This is a genomic window from Pseudomonas sp. W5-01 (assembly GCF_046540435.1).
Lineage (GTDB): Bacteria > Pseudomonadota > Gammaproteobacteria > Pseudomonadales > Pseudomonadaceae > Aquipseudomonas > Aquipseudomonas graminis_B.
On record NZ_JAXCIP010000011.1, the window covers coordinates 84,919 to 99,613 of the forward strand.

At 60.2% G+C, this 14,695-nt stretch carries 14 protein-coding genes; 5 read left to right on the forward strand and 9 right to left on the reverse strand.

Annotated elements, in window-relative coordinates; genetic code table 11:
* Positions 1 to 44: 44 nt before the first annotated feature.
* The 3 genes from SLW75_RS25715 to SLW75_RS25725 form a co-directional block, all read right to left on the reverse strand.
* Entirely contained in the window at positions 45 to 344 is a 300-nt protein-coding gene (locus SLW75_RS25715; protein ID WP_410928129.1) for a HigA family addiction module antitoxin, read from the reverse strand.
* Between the two features lie 14 nt (positions 345 to 358).
* The gene (locus SLW75_RS25720; protein WP_083233002.1) at positions 359 to 637 is read right to left on the reverse strand and encodes a type II toxin-antitoxin system RelE/ParE family toxin; all 279 of its coding nucleotides are present in this window, start codon (positions 635 to 637) and stop codon (positions 359 to 361) included.
* A gap of 100 nt (positions 638 to 737) precedes the next feature.
* A complete protein-coding gene (locus SLW75_RS25725; protein ID WP_410935778.1) occupies positions 738 to 2,003 on the reverse strand; it encodes an MFS transporter in 1,266 nt (421 codons plus the stop codon).
* Positions 2,004 to 2,119: 116 nt separating this feature from the next.
* Between SLW75_RS25725 and SLW75_RS25730 the strand changes: the two genes are divergently transcribed.
* Positions 2,120 to 3,010, forward strand: a complete 891-nt coding sequence (locus tag SLW75_RS25730) for a LysR substrate-binding domain-containing protein (protein ID WP_410935779.1) — start codon at positions 2,120 to 2,122, stop codon at positions 3,008 to 3,010.
* 64 nt (positions 3,011 to 3,074) lie between these two features.
* Here the strand turns inward: SLW75_RS25730 and SLW75_RS25735 are convergent, their stop codons facing one another.
* Positions 3,075 to 3,563 carry a DUF3261 domain-containing protein gene (locus SLW75_RS25735; RefSeq protein WP_065986606.1) on the reverse strand — a complete coding sequence of 163 codons (489 nt, stop codon included), beginning with the start codon at positions 3,561 to 3,563 and terminating at the stop codon, positions 3,075 to 3,077.
* A 354-nt stretch (positions 3,564 to 3,917) separates the two neighbouring features.
* Here SLW75_RS25735 and SLW75_RS25740 point away from each other — a divergent pair, with 354 nt between their 5' ends.
* Positions 3,918 to 4,700, forward strand: a complete 783-nt coding sequence (locus SLW75_RS25740; RefSeq protein WP_065986605.1) for a ParA family protein — start codon at positions 3,918 to 3,920, stop codon at positions 4,698 to 4,700.
* 28 nt (positions 4,701 to 4,728) lie between these two features.
* Here the strand turns inward: SLW75_RS25740 and SLW75_RS25745 are convergent, their stop codons facing one another.
* Positions 4,729 to 5,106 (reverse strand): PAAR domain-containing protein, encoded by a 378-nt coding sequence (locus tag SLW75_RS25745; RefSeq protein ID WP_065986603.1) that lies wholly within the window; start codon positions 5,104 to 5,106, stop codon positions 4,729 to 4,731.
* 136 nt (positions 5,107 to 5,242) lie between these two features.
* Positions 5,243 to 5,677, reverse strand: coding sequence for a thioredoxin TrxC (gene trxC / locus SLW75_RS25750; RefSeq protein WP_369318338.1), 435 nt, complete (start codon positions 5,675 to 5,677; stop codon positions 5,243 to 5,245).
* 397 nt (positions 5,678 to 6,074) lie between these two features.
* Here trxC and SLW75_RS25755 point away from each other — a divergent pair, with 397 nt between their 5' ends.
* The 3 genes from SLW75_RS25755 to SLW75_RS25765 all read left to right on the forward strand — a co-directional run bounded on the left by SLW75_RS25755 (position 6,075) and on the right by SLW75_RS25765 (position 7,785).
* Complete coding sequence (locus SLW75_RS25755) at positions 6,075 to 7,016, forward strand: hypothetical protein (RefSeq protein WP_410935780.1); 942 nt, start codon at positions 6,075 to 6,077, stop codon at positions 7,014 to 7,016.
* A 77-nt stretch (positions 7,017 to 7,093) separates the two neighbouring features.
* Entirely contained in the window at positions 7,094 to 7,387 is a 294-nt protein-coding gene (locus SLW75_RS25760; RefSeq protein ID WP_410935781.1) for a type II toxin-antitoxin system HigB family toxin, read from the forward strand.
* A complete protein-coding gene (locus SLW75_RS25765) occupies positions 7,384 to 7,785 on the forward strand; it encodes a type II toxin-antitoxin system HigA family antitoxin (RefSeq protein ID WP_065986595.1) in 402 nt (133 codons plus the stop codon). The genes SLW75_RS25760 and SLW75_RS25765 overlap by 4 nt, the downstream gene beginning before the upstream one ends.
* 17 nt (positions 7,786 to 7,802) lie before the next feature.
* Here SLW75_RS25765 and selO read toward each other — a convergent pair whose 3' ends face one another.
* From selO to SLW75_RS25780, 3 genes are read right to left on the reverse strand one after another with little or no spacing between them, the layout of a single operon-like run.
* Entirely contained in the window at positions 7,803 to 9,266 is a 1,464-nt protein-coding gene (gene selO / locus SLW75_RS25770) for a protein adenylyltransferase SelO (RefSeq protein WP_410935782.1), read from the reverse strand.
* 48 nt (positions 9,267 to 9,314) lie between these two features.
* A complete protein-coding gene (mscK, locus tag SLW75_RS25775) occupies positions 9,315 to 12,683 on the reverse strand; it encodes a mechanosensitive channel MscK (protein WP_410935783.1) in 3,369 nt (1,122 codons plus the stop codon).
* Positions 12,684 to 12,719: 36 nt separating this feature from the next.
* A complete protein-coding gene (locus SLW75_RS25780; protein ID WP_065986589.1) occupies positions 12,720 to 14,462 on the reverse strand; it encodes a potassium/proton antiporter in 1,743 nt (580 codons plus the stop codon).
* Positions 14,463 to 14,695 lie beyond the last annotated feature (233 nt).

A 14,695-nucleotide genomic window follows, 5' to 3' on the forward strand; every position in this document is an offset into this window, starting at 1 on the left:
GCTATGAAAACGCCCGGCACATGCCGGGCGTTTTTGTGTGGGGTTCAGGCTGCAGTGATCGTCGGTGCGATATACAACGGCGTTATGGGCGGCTGCTCCCGGTGCTCGGCCTGCCAGAGGTCGTGGCTCATCTGTAATGCCAGCCACATTCGTGCAGTGCTCAGACCGGCGCGTTCCAGTCGGACGGCCAGATCCGGGCTGACCGGCGCACGGCAATTGATGACCCGTGACAACATCTCGCGAGAGTAGTGAAGCCGCCTTGCCATTTCGGCAATTTTAATATTCATCTCCGGAAGCATCTCTTGGATGATTTCACCAGGGTGCGGAGGATTATGCATTCTCATGCCAGTGACTCCTGTCAGTGGTAGTCGAGATAGTCGACCAATTCGATGTCGTTCTCGATAAATCTAAAAATAATTCGCCAGTTTCCGCTCACTGATACAGACCAAAATCCGGTCAGGTCACCCCTCAGAGGATGCAACCTGAAACCGGGTATATCTAAGTCATTAGCGTTTCGTGCAAAGGCCATAACACCAAGGATCTGGCTAAGCCGTCTCGCATGATCGGGGCGAATTCCCTTTGTGGTTCCAGTCTGGAAAAAAGCCCTAAGGCCCTTATGTTTGAAAGATCTAATCATAGCAGCAAAGCGTGAATCAACTATTCACGCTTTGCTGTCAGGCGAGGTAGACGCGAAAGATGTGAAACGATGCCGCGATTTGCGAAAACGCATACACCCTTCAAACCTGCACATTCACCGCGAGCGGTTTCACTTTCGCCAGTTTCAGCGCCACGGCGAGGGCGATCAGCAGGAGCGTGCCGATGAAGGCGCCGATGCCGTTCCAGCCGGCGTAGTGCCAGAACACGCCGCCGCCGGTGCCGGCAACGCTGGAGCCTACGTAGTAGCTGAACAGGTACAACGAGGATGCCTGGCCTTTGGCTTTGATGGCGCGGCGGCCGATCCAGCTGCTGGCGACGGAGTGGGCGCCGAAGAAGCCGAAGGTGAACATCAGCACGCCGACGATCACCACCAGCAGCGGGGTGAACAGGGTCAGCGCCACGCCGACGAGCATCAGCACGATCACGGCCCACAAGACGTTGCGCCGGCCCAGTTGATCGGCCAGTGCGCCGATCTTCGCCGAGCTGTAGATGCCGGACAGGTACACCACCGAAAACAGCCCGACCACGGCCTGGCTCAGGTTGTATGGGTCTGCCAGCAAGCGGTAGCCGATGTAGTTGAACAGCGTCACGAACGCGCCCATCAGCAGGAAGCCTTCTAGAAACAGCCACGGCAGCCCGGCATCACGGAACTGCAGGACGAAGCCTTCCAGCAGGCTGCGGCCATTGAGCGGTCGTGCGCGGAAATTGCGCGACGGTGGCAGGATTTTCCAGAACACACCGGCTGCGCCCAGCGCGATGATGCCCATGATCAACAGTGCCGTGTGCCAGCTGACGTAATCGCTCAACACCCCGGTGATCACCCGGCCACTCATGCCGCCGATGGCGTTGCCACCGATGTACAGACCCATCGCCAGGCCGATGTGCTGCGGGTGGATCTCTTCGCTGAGATAGGTCATGGCAACGGCGGCAAGGCCGCTCAACGACAAACCCACGAACGCCCGCGTGATCAGCACGCCCTCCCAAGTGGGCATCAGTGCGCTGGCAATAGTGAAAAGGGCAGCCGAGAACAGCGAGAACACCATGACCGACTTGCGCCCGAGGCGGTCGGAAATGGGGCCGGTGATGAGCAATCCGATCGCCAGCATCGCCGTGGACACCGACAGAATCATGCTGCTCTGGGCGGCGTTGATGGAGAAGTCCCGCGACAGCACCGGCATCATCGGTTGCACGCAGTACAACAGTGCAAACGTCGCGAAACCGCCAGAGAACAGCGCCAGCACCGTGCGAATGAAAGCGGGCGTGTCCTTTTCGACGTAGGTATCGCCCAACGGAATGGCCGCAGTGGCGAACTCGGCAGGCGCGGCGGGGGATGCAGCAGTATTCACGGGTGACCTCAGGCGGGAGAGCGGGGAGCAGTGGCAAAAGAATATAGCCGGCTAACGATCGCTTCCAATATATTGTTCGACCTGTTTGATAGGTTTAACGACCTAATGGAATAACCATGGAATTACGACACCTGCGTTACTTCATCGCTGTCGCTGAAGAGCTGCATTTTGGCCGCGCTGCTCAGGCGCTTGGCATCTCTCAACCGCCGTTGAGCCAGCAGATTCAGGCCCTGGAGCAAGAGCTCGGCGCGCGTCTGTTTGAGCGGACCAATCGCCGGGTGGAACTGAGCGAGGCGGGCCGGTTGTTCCTCGATGAAGCCCGTCTGGTGCTGGCGCAGGTCGAGAAGGCCTCGGACGTCGCTCGGCGCGCGCAGTTGGGAGAGCTGGGCGAACTGAAAATCGGCTTCACGGCATCCGCGCCGTTCACCTCAAGCATCCCGCAGGCCATTTTCGCGTTTCGCCAGCGCTATCCGGCGGTGCACCTGGCACTTCAGGAAATGAGCAGTCGGGAAGTCGCTGAGCGGCTCGAGAACGAGTCGATGCAAGTGGGCATCATGCGACCACTGCCGTTGCCAGAGTCGTTGGTCGCCGTGGAGCTGCTGCACGAACCGTTGGTGGCCGTCCTGCGCTCGGACCATCCGCTGGCAGAAGGTTCGGAGCGCGGCATGCATTTGCGGGAACTGGCCAGTGAGCCGTTTGTGTTCTTCCCGCGCAGCTACGGCAGCGGGCTCTACGCGCAGTTGCTGGATCTGGCGCGGGAGGCGGGTTTCAGCCCGTTGTTCACCCAGGAGGCGGGCGAGGCGATGACCATCATTGGTCTGGTGGCAGCCGGACTGGGCGTGACGGTGCTGCCGGCGTCCTATCAACGCATGCGCATCGAGGGGGTGGTGTACCGGACGCTGCTGGATGCCCAGGCGACGTCAGCGGTGTGGCTGGTGCAACGCAAGGACCAGAAGTCGCCCATGGCCAAGGCGTTTGTCGAGCTGGTGACGCGCAAGGCGGGCTGAACCGAGGCACGGTGTAGAAGCCGAAGGCGTTATTGCAGATGGTCCAGAGTGCAGGGCAACGCCGTCATTTGCTCACCTTGCCCTGGAGTGGAGTGACCACGTATTTCAGTTCGCCGCTCTCCATGCTGATCCGGAACACACCCGCGGAGGCGTAATCGACAAACCAGCGATCGTCCAGGCTGCGACCATAGGGACGCAGCTGCACGCCAGGGTAGTCAAAGCGCACTTCCTCGAGGGACGTCAGGGCGAAAAGCACGGCGGCGAACAGCTCCCTTGCCTCGTGGTTGGGGGGCAGTTGGCTGTCTGCCTTCCAGCGCTCTTCGCGAAGCTGCTGACGCGCCACGGGAGTACCGAGGGTGTCCAGCAACGAGAAGCGCAGGCCGTGGCGCTCCTTCTGAATCGTCATCAGCCACTCTTCGCGCTGACTGGCTTGCTCACGCTGGACCTGCAGCTGCACGGGGAATTTGATGTGAGGTATTTGCGCAGGCAGCGGCGCATGGCTGGCGCAGCCACTGACTAACAGCACGCATAACAGCAACAAAGCGCGAATCATGAAGCTTTACCTTCCAGGTGTGCCGACAATTTGTATTCCCGGGCTTCGAGTCGCCGAAATGACACCGGCTATGGCGCGGCGCCATCACCGAGTGACGGGCATTATCTCGATGCCAGCGCACTGAGGCAAACGTTGAAACAAATAGTGAGTTTACTGAGGACTACTCTTAGGGGCAGAGCAGTGGCGTCTGACATTATTTTGTAGGTGCAACCAGACTTCTGATGTTCCAGGCTGGGTGCTTGCCGTCAGATTTTTCCGAGAGACTCGCCCTACTCATCGCGATTGCCTAGACTCGGGACCATTCATCGGGTCATAGGCGATCCTTCACAGCTAGACAGCAACAGGGAGTCTTACATGCGGCGTGTGGTGTTCAATCAGAAGGGCGGTGTTGGCAAGTCCAGCATCGCCTGCAATCTGGCGGCTGTCAGTGCTCATGAAGGTTATCGGACGCTGTTGATCGATCTTGATGCCCAGGCCAACTCGACGCAGTACCTGACCGGGCTGACTGGCGACGAGATTCCCATGGGCATCGCCGATTTCTTCAAGCAGACCTTGTCATCCGGGCCTGGGGCTAAAAAGAACCAGGTCGACATCTACGAGACGCCCTTCGACAACCTTCATGTGGTGACCGCTACGGCGGAGCTGGCTGATCTGCAGCCCAAGCTGGAAGCCAAGCACAAGATCAACAAGCTCCGCAAACTGCTGGATGAGCTGAGCGAAGATTACGAACGTATCTACCTGGACACGCCCCCGGCGCTGAATTTTTACGCGGTGTCGGCGTTGATCGCGGCGGATCGGGTGCTGATTCCGTTCGACTGCGACAGTTTCTCCCGTCAGGCGCTTTACGGGCTGCTGAAAGAAATCGAAGAGCTCAAGGAAGATCACAACGAGGATCTGGAGGTGGAGGGCATTATCGTCAACCAGTTCCAGGCGCGGGCGAGCCTGCCCCAGCAGATCCTTGATGAACTCATCGCGGAAGGGCTGCCGGTGCTGCCGGTCTACCTCACCAGCTCGATCAAGATGCGTGAATCCCACCAGGCCAACATGCCGCTGATCCATCTGGAACCGCGGCATAAGCTGACTCAGCAGTTTATTGAGCTGCATCATTTGCTGGAAACGGGTGCCGGGAATCGCTGACTGACGAGATGCGAAGCAAGATGAAGGCTCAGGTCAGCGGCGCGTGGCTTTCCCGACGGGCTCGGGTCATGTGCTTGGCTCGCTTGCGCGCCTTTTCGGCCATGTCCTTGGGAATGTCGATGGTCGCGTCCATGTCGGCCTGAAGCTGATCCTGGCTGGCGATCAGGCGATGGGTGCCTTCCGCGCAGCCGCAGCGCACCGTCTGGCCGTGCGTCGCCACGGCGACGAGTTCGTCGATGAAGGTCGGATTGCCTTGGGCAATGAAGCCGATCTGTGCACACCCCTCGCACCAGACCGGATCGCCCATCCGCGCCAGGCGCCGCTCCTCCCATGTGTGCGAGCCTGAAGCGCTCAACACCACGCCGCCGGTTGTCGTTGAATCGCCCTCTCTGACCACGTATGTCATTGCTAACCACTCCAGGGTGCCGATAGGAATGGCGAAGCCTAGACGCAGAATTCGACGGACTCGGGGCAAAGAAGCGCTTTCAGAACATCCCTACAGCGCTGGCTGTCACGCACTTCGATCGCCGAGGAAACGCCTTTCATATTCCCTGACTGGTCAGCCAGGCCATCAGCTGTTGCAACGGCATCGCGCCGCTCTGCCGGGCAACTTCACGACCGTCCTTAAACAGGATCAAACTCGGGATCGAGCGAATGCCCAGCTGCGCGGAAAGCTGCTGATTGGCTTCACTGTCCAGCTTCGCCAGGCGAACCCTACCGCTTAGCTGAGTTGCCGCTTGCTCAAACGTCGGCGCGAAGGATTTGCACGGCCCGCACCACTCGGCCCAGACGTCCACCAACAGCGGCAGATCGCCCTTTATCTGACTGGCGTAATCGCCCTGCGTCAGGTTGAACGGCTTGCTCAGCAAAACCGGCTGCTTGCAACGCCCGCATTTCGGCTGGTCGGACACCCGCGCGGCAGGGATGCGATTGAGCCCGTTGCAATGCGGGCAGGGGATCAGCAGAGAATCGGACATGACAGAGACCTGGGTAGGATTGATGACTATTAGGTGGAGTCGGCGGGGTGGGTTATCAAGCTTTACGTTTTCACCGTTATCGCCGGGTCGTCGTAAATGGCTGGCTTCTTTGGCTACCTCAAATCCGAGGTGTGAGCTGGCTCACCTTTTCATCGCTCGCTGGGGTACCCCTCGCTCACAAAATCTCAAACCTGAAGAAGCAACAAACTCCCCTTTCATCCTTGGTCCCAGCCCCTGACTGCGCGCGTTAAGCCGAATCCCCAAGCGCTAATTATCCGAAAGCATCCCCCGTTCGCCCAACTGTTCGCCCTGCCTGCCCGTCGTTAGTGTCGACGCGAGGGGCTGACTGGCGATGATGCGTGTTGGCTCCTGTCATCTCATAGCCAGGAAGTCGCCCATGATCAGCCAGATCCAGGCCGCCGTTGCAGCGGTTGTCGCGAACAAAACACAAGCCCTCGGCACTGTCGCGACCAGCGATCCAAAAGCTGTCGACAAGGCCGCACCGGCGACTGCCGACAAAGCGACGTTTTCGACACTGGCGGGTCAGTTGAACGAGAGCGCAGCGCGAGCCGAGAAGAGAGACGCAGGGATGACCCATGCCGAATTGGGGCAATACGGGCGTAATCGCATCAATGAGTTCTTGATCGAAGGCCGCACAGTCAACAGCGGCACGCGGGCCATGGAAGTGCCCCAGACAAACGCCCCTGAATTGCTGGACCGCGCGCGCGAGGCCAGTGCGTTCGTGACCCGGACGCTGGCGGGCGACAAGAACGCCAAGAGCCCGTTCGAGAATCTCTCCCGCGAACAACTGAACCTGATTGCCTTTGACGACAGCGCAAGCTTCACGCTCAACGAACGGCGTGCGGCCTGGCAGGGCGTGCAGAAGATGGACGAGGACTGGCGCAAGGTTGCGATAAACGGGGGAGTGATCGAGCAAGCCCGGACGGGCCAGGCATCCCGGTTCTATAACGACGCTCTGAGCTACCTCAAGTCGCTGCCCGCGATTGAAAGGGCGGTGAGTTATCCCAAGGGAGCGCAAGCCATTCTGGAGGCGCGAATCAAGAGTGACCTGACGCTGCCCAGCCTGCCGGGCGCTTTTGGACGTCAGGCGGCGGACCGCAAATTGACCCTCTATGACATTCTGGCCGGCATCGTCGACACCAGCAAAGACAAGAAAGCCGACCCAAACAACATCGCATACACGAAGAAGTTCGCGCCTCGTAGTTCACCTGAGCCAGCTACGGCGGCGCACGGGCTTGAAAAGCCAGCGGCTGCGAATTCCGGTACGCAAGTTGAGCAAGTGGGTACCACGACCAGGAATGAGAAGGCAGCAGGATAAAAAATGCTCCGGCCATTGCAGTTGGTAATGGTCGGATGGGTCGCTAAGCTGGATATTGCACGCACAACGGTAGGGAAATGCACGTCATCACTGAAAAGCGAATCTGGGAGGCAAAAAAGAGATGGCCACAATCGGCAACGGCTCTGGACGCTTGGTACCGCTTAATCAAAGCATCCAGGCTGAACGATTTTAGTGCGATGAGAGCGGTGTTGCCCTCTACAGATAAAGTGGGAAGATTTCATGTTTTTGATATTGGCGGGAACAAGATCCGGCTGATTGCGTCGGTTAACTACTCAGCGCAGCGGCTGTACATAAAGCATGTGTTCGACCATCGTGAATACGACAAAGGTAAATGGAGGGATGAGCAATGAGCGCGCTCATTAAACAGGCTGCGGAGCACTGGCATCACTTGGCGCCATTGCTGACTCGGCCTGAAACGGAAGCTGAATATGACCTGCTTGTCAGCGGGCTCGACGAACTGTTGGAGATCATCGGAGAGGATGAGCAGCACCCTCTGAATCGTCTCGCCATATTGGTCAGCGAAATGATTGAAGCCTATGACCATGAGCATCGGCCCATGCCTATGGCCTCAGGCTCCGAGACGCTGCGTTACCTGATGCACGAGCACAACCTTGGCCAAGGCGACATGCCTGAAGTGGGGAATCAGTCCGTCATTTCCGAAATACTCTCGGGCGAGCGCCAGTTGTCCCTCAAGCAGATCCGCAAGATTTCGGAACGTTTCGGCGTGCCGGCAGAGGTCTTTATCTGACCTCAACTCACCCCCACTCACGACGAGCAACTGATCTCCAGATGCTTGCCCCAATCCGGAGGACGCTGTGCATAACCCTCCATTCCAGGCTGCTCATCGAACGGTGTGCACAGCACCTGATGCAGGCGGCGGACTTCGCTGTCATCGCCTTGTTCGGCCGCTTCGATGGCGCGTTGGGCCAGGTAGTTACGCAGGATGTACAGCGGATTGACCGCGTGCATGCGCGTGCGGCGATCCTGTTGGCTGGACTCGGGTTCGCGGGCGATGCGGGCTTTGTAGGCGTCGGCCCAGGCGTCGAAGCCGAGCATGTCGACGAAGTCGTCGCGCAACGTGCCTGCCGCGACGTCGGCTGACTCCTCCCCCAATTGGCGGAAAAACAGGGTGTAGTCGACGCCGCTGTTCTGCATCAGTTGGAGTAAGCGCGCGATCAGCTCAGCGTCATCCTCTTCCGCCGTTGTGAGGCCCAGACGTCGGCGCATCAGGTCCAGGTAATGCGCCTGATACAGCGGCAGAAACAGGTCCAGCGCCCCGCGCAAATCCTCGACGCTGACGAAGGGCGTCAGCGCCTGCGCCAATGCGCTGAGGTTCCACTGGCCGATGGGGACCTGATTGCTGAAGGAGTAGCGCCCTTCGTGATCGGAATGGTTGCAGACGAAATGCTGGTCGAAGTCATCCAGAAACGCGAACGGGCCGAAGTCGAAGGTGATGCCGAGAATCGACATGTTGTCGGTGTTCATCACGCCATGACAGAAGCCATAGGCCTGCCATTTGGCAATCAGCTCGGCCTGACGCTCGACGATCACGCGAAACATCGCCAGGTGCGGTTCGGGCTGTTCCAGGCACTCGGGGTAGTGCAGGGACAGCACGTGATCGGCCAGTTGCTTCAGCTGTTCCGGCTGTTTGGTGTAGAAGAAGTACTCAAGGCTGCCGAAGCGCACGTGGCTTTGCGCCAATCGCAGCACCATCGCCGCACGCTCCTGGGTTTCGCGCCACACCGGGGTGCTGGAGCCGATCACACAGCCCGCGCGGCTGGTCGGGATGCCCAAGGCATGCAGAGCTTCTGAGGCCAGAAACTCGCGGATCGACGAGCGCAATACAGCACGACCATCGCCCATGCGCGAGTACGGTGTCTGTCCGGCGCCCTTCAGGTGCAGGTCCCAGTGTTCGCCGGCGTCGTTATATACCTCGCCGAGCAGCAAACCGCGGCCATCACCCAGGCGCGGGTTGTACGAACCGAATTGATGACCCGAATAAACCATCGCCCGCGGATCGGCCTCGGCCCACAGTTTGTGACCGCTGAAAATTTCAGCAAACAGAGGTTGTTCTGCCTGAGCGAGGTCCAGATCGAGCAACGCGAGGGCCGCTTCGCTGGCAACCACCAGCCGCGGTTCGGCGATGGGCTCGGGCAGCACGGTGGTGGAAAACGCATCACCCAGACGGGCAAAACGATTATCGAAAGTCAGCTCGTCGAGGGCTTTCAAGGGATGCCTCCAGCAGAATGTCCGACCATTCTGCTGGGTTTTCCATGGTCAGTCGAGCCTGACTTCGGGCGGCTCCGGAGCATCTTTTGGCGCTGGAGACACAACAGTGGTCGGCGTGATGGTTTTCTGCTCGGGCTCGACCGGCACCATCTTGTACTCCTGTCCCTGCATATTCTTGAGGTAAACCTCCATCTGCCGGAACGAGATATTGATGTGCTGCTTCTTGAATTCCTTGTTGATGAACCGGTTGATCTCGTCGAGCACTGGATTGCGGTCGCCCAAGTCACGCACATGCATGCGCAGCTCGTGGTCGAGGGTGCTTTCACCGAAATTGAGGAAGTAAACGATCGGTTCGGGCTCTTTCAAGACCCGCGGATTATCACGGGCGGCCTTGAGCAGCAGGCTGCGCACCAGGTCCAGATCCGAGCCGTAATCCACGCCCAGCTTCAGCGTCACGCGGGTGATGGTGTCGGTCAGCGACCAGTTGATCAGTTGTCCGGTGATGAACGTCTTGTTCGGGACAATGATGTCCTTGCGGTCGAAGTCAGTAATCGTGGTCGCGCGGATGCGGATCTTGCTCACCGTACCCGACAGGGCGCCAATGGTGATCGTGTCGCCGATCCGCACCGGGCGTTCGAACAGGATCATGATCCCGGAGATGAAGTTGGCGAAGATCTCCTGCATGCCGAAACCCAGGCCCAGTGACAGCGCCGCCACCAGCCATTGCAGCTTGTCCCAGCTCACGCCGAGGGCCGACAGCGTGGAGACAAACCCCACGCCGACGATGGTGTACGACAGCAATGTGGTGGTCGCGTACGAACTGCCCTGCTTGAGGTTGAGCTTCGACAGCACCAACACTTCCAGTAGGCCCGGCAAGTTGCCGGCGAGCACGAAGGTAATGCCGATGATCACCAGCGCGCCGATCAAGTCGCCCAGGCTGATCGGCACCATGCTGATGTTGGCGCCGGTACCGCTGGTGTATTCGTACAGCGTGATGTTATCGAGGTACGAGAACACCGAAATCAGGTCGGCCCAGACGAAGTAGAGCGCGCCGATGAAGCCTGCGATGAGTGCCAGACGAATCAGTCGCAGCGACTGCTGGTTGACCTGCTCGATGTCCAGCGTCGGCTCTTCGATCAGAGTTTCGCCTTCGCCGGCTTCTTTCGCGGCCTGACGTTTGCTCAGCGCGCGCTGGTACGCCAGACGGCGAGCGGCGACGCTCAGCCCGCGCACGAAGGCGGCTTCGATGACCAGCCACAGCATCAGCAGGTACAGCGTGTCGATCAGGCGATCACTGAGCTTCAGCGCGGTGTAGTAATAGCCAAAGCATACGGCGACGAACAGCGCGACGGGCAGGGCGGTGAAGGCCAGACCCACTGCGCGGCGAAACAGTGAAGCGCTGTGGTGGGTCGGGCTGGTGAGCAGCAGGCGCGCGAGCAGCCAAGTCATCAGGGCGTAGCACGTCAGCACCACGGCGATGCCGATCACGTCGTCGGCCAGCGCTGAAGGTTCGTGCTCGGCCACCGCCACCACTGTCACCAGCGCCAGCACCACAAGACCCAGACGACGGATCCAGCCGCGCAGGAATTCCACTTGCGGTTTTTCCCAGCGGAAGTGCAATTGCGCCACGCCGCCCGGCGCGAGAATCCGGTAGGCGGTGTAGAACACCAGCCAGGCCAGCGCCACTTGCAGCAGTGCCGAACCCAGATTGATGTTCTGCCCGCGGGCGTCGATCTGCAGCGCGAACGCACACACCGCCAGGGTCAGCGACAACGGCATCGCCAGCAGCACGTTGATGAAAATGGCCAGCGGCGTCTGCCACTGCCGGTCTCGTTTGAAGTGGCCGATGTCGGCGTGCAGTCGATTGAGCTTGTCGTACAGCGCCTTGCGTTTCCACATCAGCGCGCCGATCACCAGAAACAGCGGCAGGAAGATCAGCGGACGCTGGGTCAGCCCGTCATACAGCTCGCTGACGCTGGACGTCCAGGGCAGGGTGGTGACCTGTTTGACGAGTCGCGGCTGAATACGCTCGAACCACTCCAGGTCCAGCGGCTTGTTGCTCGGAATCCAGAACATCTGCTCATCAAGGGTGGCTCGCAGGCTGTTGGCCGTGCTGACCAGCTGTTTCTGATTGAGCTGCAGGGTGATGGATTCGTTGAGCAGCGCACTGAGCTCGCGGTTCAGCCGCTCCAGCAGGTCGCTGCGCGTGGTCGCCAGATCAAGCAGCGTCTTGCGCAGCGCAGGCGTGACGTCTTCCGGCTTCTGCGTCGCCAGCAGCGTGTCGACGTAAGCGCTTGGGCTGCTCATCTGCTCGCGCTGCTGATTGACCTCGAATTGGTACAGGCGAATGTCGGCGATTTCGTCAGCCAGGCCGCTGTCGAGTTTGAGCTTGGGCAGCGACTGCTTCTGTTTGTAGAGGATTTTCGACAGCAGCAGGCTGCCGCTCAACACGTTGATCTGCTCGTCCAGCGCCTGATCGGTTTGCGTGATGGCATCCAGCTGGGTCTTGGTTTTCAGGTTCTGCTGGGTCAGCTCGTTGAGGCGGTCTGTGCCGCGCAGCAGGTAGTCGGAGAGCTTGAGGTTGGCGGCGCTTTCGGTCGCCAGCAGGCTGCTGCCGCCTGCTTTCTGCGCTTCGAGGGACAACTGCGCCACGGTTTCCTGGGACTGGGCGCGACGCTTCTCGTTGATCAGCGTTTGCAGGTCCTGGATTTCCTGATCCTGGCGATTGACCTTCTCCGTGAGCAAGTCGCGCTGGCTGCCGCCGAGGTCCTGCAACTGGCTGTTGCCGGCGAGCTCCTGACGACGCAGGGCAATCAATGCATTCAACGAGGCCTGTTCAGCGTTCAAGGCGTTGCGCTGGTCGGCGTTGATGGTCTTGCCACCGTCCTTGCCGGACTTGAGGATGCCGTTGATGGCCTGAATGCGCGTCTGGCTGCTGCTGATCTCGGCCTGGGCGCGCTCTGGTCTGGTTTGCGCAGTGATGGTCAGGCTGTTGGCATCATTGAGGGCTTTCTGCAGATCAGCCTGCTGGGCGCTGCGCTGACTCAGTACTTGCTCAAGCTGCGGCACGTCCAGATTGGCGTAACGCTGCGCGACCGGTATGACTTTGCTGGCTTTGAGCTTGGTCAGCTCGCGCTGGTTCTCGGTGGTCTGTCGGGGTGCATCGGCAAGCTGCTTTTTCAGGTCTTCCAGCTTCTGCTGGTTGTCCTTCTGGCTGGACAGAAACGTCAGCGTCTGTTCCAACACCTGCTGCAGCGCTTTCTGGTCGTCAGCGGTCAGCTTGCGGTCGGCGATCTTGTCCAGACTGCGCTGGACGGCCTCGCTGGACAGGGGAGGCGTATCGGCGGCATGCGCCGGTACGGACGACAGGCAAAGCCCAAGCAGGGCCGAGGCAAAAAGGTTTCGCAGCGTGAACATAGACACCGGGTCGAGCGAGCAGAAATGGGGGGCAGTTTAAAGGAACAGCCCGGGGCCCGGGCGGCTTCCTTCGGGGAATCTGACGCCCACTTTGAGGATCTTGTTCCCGTCCATAACCGCAACCGTCCAAATAGTTCCATTCCATTCGATCTGGTCGCCCACGATCGGCGCGCCGCGATTCTTCTGAATGATGAACTGACTCAGCGGCATCCCCGGATCCAGCCCGTCGAGTTTCAGGCCATAGAGTGCCGCGACAGCCCCCAGCTCAGCGTCTCCCTCGAGAACGAAGTCGCCGAAGAAGCGCAGATCCAGACCCCGCTGCGGCGCCTGACTGAACAGCTTGCCGAGTGCAGGAAGGTCGTGTTCGTGGCCGATGACGCACAGCAGATCGCCGACTTCCAGCACCGTACTACCCGACGGGTGGAGCAGTTGCTGACCACGGAACAGCGCTGCGATCCGCGTGCCTTCGGGCATTTTCAGCTCGCGCAATGCGGCGCCGATGCACCACTTTTCGGCGCCAAGGCGATACACGAACAGCTCCCACTCGCTGGTGACATGGACTTCCAGCGCCGCGCGGGAGATCGGCGCCGGATCAGGCGGCACCGTCACTTTCAGCCATTTCGCCACCCACGGCAGGCTCGTGCCCTGAACCAGCAGCGACACCAGCACGATGAAGAACGCGAGGTTGAAGTACAGCTGCGCATGGGGCAGGCCGGCCATCAGCGGGAACACCGCCAGAATGATCGGTACCGCGCCGCGCAAGCCTACCCAGGCGATAAAGGCTTTTTCGCGACCGTGGAACACCCGGAAGGGCAGCAGCCCCGCCAGCACCGACAGCGGCCGCGCCACCAGAATCATCCACAACGCTAGGCCCAGCGCCGGCAGCGCGATCGGCAGCAAATCATGGGGCGTGACCAGCAGGCCGAGCACCAGGAACATGCCGATCTGTGCCAGCCAGGCCATGCCGTCGAGCATGTGCAGAATGCCGTGGCGGCTGCGAATCGGCTTGTTGCCCAGTACCAGACCGCACAGGTAAACCGCGAGGAAGCCGCTGCCGTGGATGGCGTTGGTCAGTGCGAAGACGACGAGACCACCGGCGACCACCAGGATTGGGTACAGGCCGTTGGCCAGATTAATCCGGTTGACCAGCTGCAGCATGATCCAGCCGCCGCCCAGCCCGATGATGCCGCCGATGCCGAATTCCTGAATCAGGTGGCCCAGCAGGCTCCAGTGCAGGCCGGTCTGTCCGCTGGACAACATGTCGATCAACGTGACCGTGAGGAACACCGCCATCGGGTCGTTGCTGCCGGATTCGATTTCAAGGCTGGCGGTCACCCGCTCGTTGAGGCCTTTGCCGCCCAGCAGCGAGAACACGGCGGCGGCGTCTGTGGAACCGACGATGGCGCCGATCAACAGGCCCTGGATGATGTTCAGGTCAAACAGCCAGGCGGCAACCATGCCGGTCAGCCCCGTGGTGATCAGCACCCCGACCGTCGCCAGCGACAAGGCGGGCCAAAGTGCAACCCGGAAGCTCGCCACCCGCGTGCGCAAGCCGCCGTCGAGCAGGATGACCGCCAGCGCCAGGTTGCCGACCAGATAGGCCGTTGGGTAATTATCGAAGATGATGCCGCCGCCATCGACGCCCGCCACCATGCCGACGGCGAGGATGATCACCAGAATGGGAATGCCGAGGCGGGAGGACAGCGAGCTGACCAGAATACTTGCACCCACCAGCAACGCGCCGATCAGGAACAGGCTGTTGATGGTCGTGGCATCCAAGGGCGGTACTCCAGAAACGAATTCGAACAAACGAGGGCGCGAACTGACCATGCAGTCCGCGTGCCAAGGGATTTAACCTGTTGAATTGCATGGCTGTCAAAGCGTAATTCCAGATGGGTGGGCTAATGTTGCCGCAGGGCCCGCCTGCCACTCGCATGCCGCTGTGCATACACGTTTCCCAGATGACGGCGGTAATACCTATTTATGCCAGTCACTGGCGTGGACTCTGGTCA

Bases quoted from the DNA above. Each gene is read 5' to 3' on its own strand.
- mscK (WP_410935783.1), bottom strand. From the start codon at position 12,683: ATGTTCACGCTGCGAAACCTTTTTGCCTCGGCCCTGCTTGGGCTTTGC.
- SLW75_RS25720 (WP_083233002.1), bottom strand. From the start codon at position 637: ATGATTAGATCTTTCAAACATAAGGGCCTTAGGGCTTTTTTCCAGACT.
- SLW75_RS25765 (WP_065986595.1), top strand. From the start codon at position 7,384: ATGAGCGCGCTCATTAAACAGGCTGCGGAGCACTGGCATCACTTGGCG.
- trxC (WP_369318338.1), bottom strand. From the start codon at position 5,677: ATGTCCGATTCTCTGCTGATCCCCTGCCCGCATTGCAACGGGCTCAAT.
- SLW75_RS25755 (WP_410935780.1), top strand. From the start codon at position 6,075: ATGATCAGCCAGATCCAGGCCGCCGTTGCAGCGGTTGTCGCGAACAAA.
- SLW75_RS25735 (WP_065986606.1), bottom strand. From the start codon at position 3,563: ATGATTCGCGCTTTGTTGCTGTTATGCGTGCTGTTAGTCAGTGGCTGC.
- SLW75_RS25730 (WP_410935779.1), top strand. From the start codon at position 2,120: ATGGAATTACGACACCTGCGTTACTTCATCGCTGTCGCTGAAGAGCTG.
- SLW75_RS25740 (WP_065986605.1), top strand. From the start codon at position 3,918: ATGCGGCGTGTGGTGTTCAATCAGAAGGGCGGTGTTGGCAAGTCCAGC.
- SLW75_RS25760 (WP_410935781.1), top strand. From the start codon at position 7,094: ATGCACGTCATCACTGAAAAGCGAATCTGGGAGGCAAAAAAGAGATGG.
- SLW75_RS25745 (WP_065986603.1), bottom strand. From the start codon at position 5,106: ATGACATACGTGGTCAGAGAGGGCGATTCAACGACAACCGGCGGCGTG.
- SLW75_RS25715 (WP_410928129.1), bottom strand. From the start codon at position 344: ATGAGAATGCATAATCCTCCGCACCCTGGTGAAATCATCCAAGAGATG.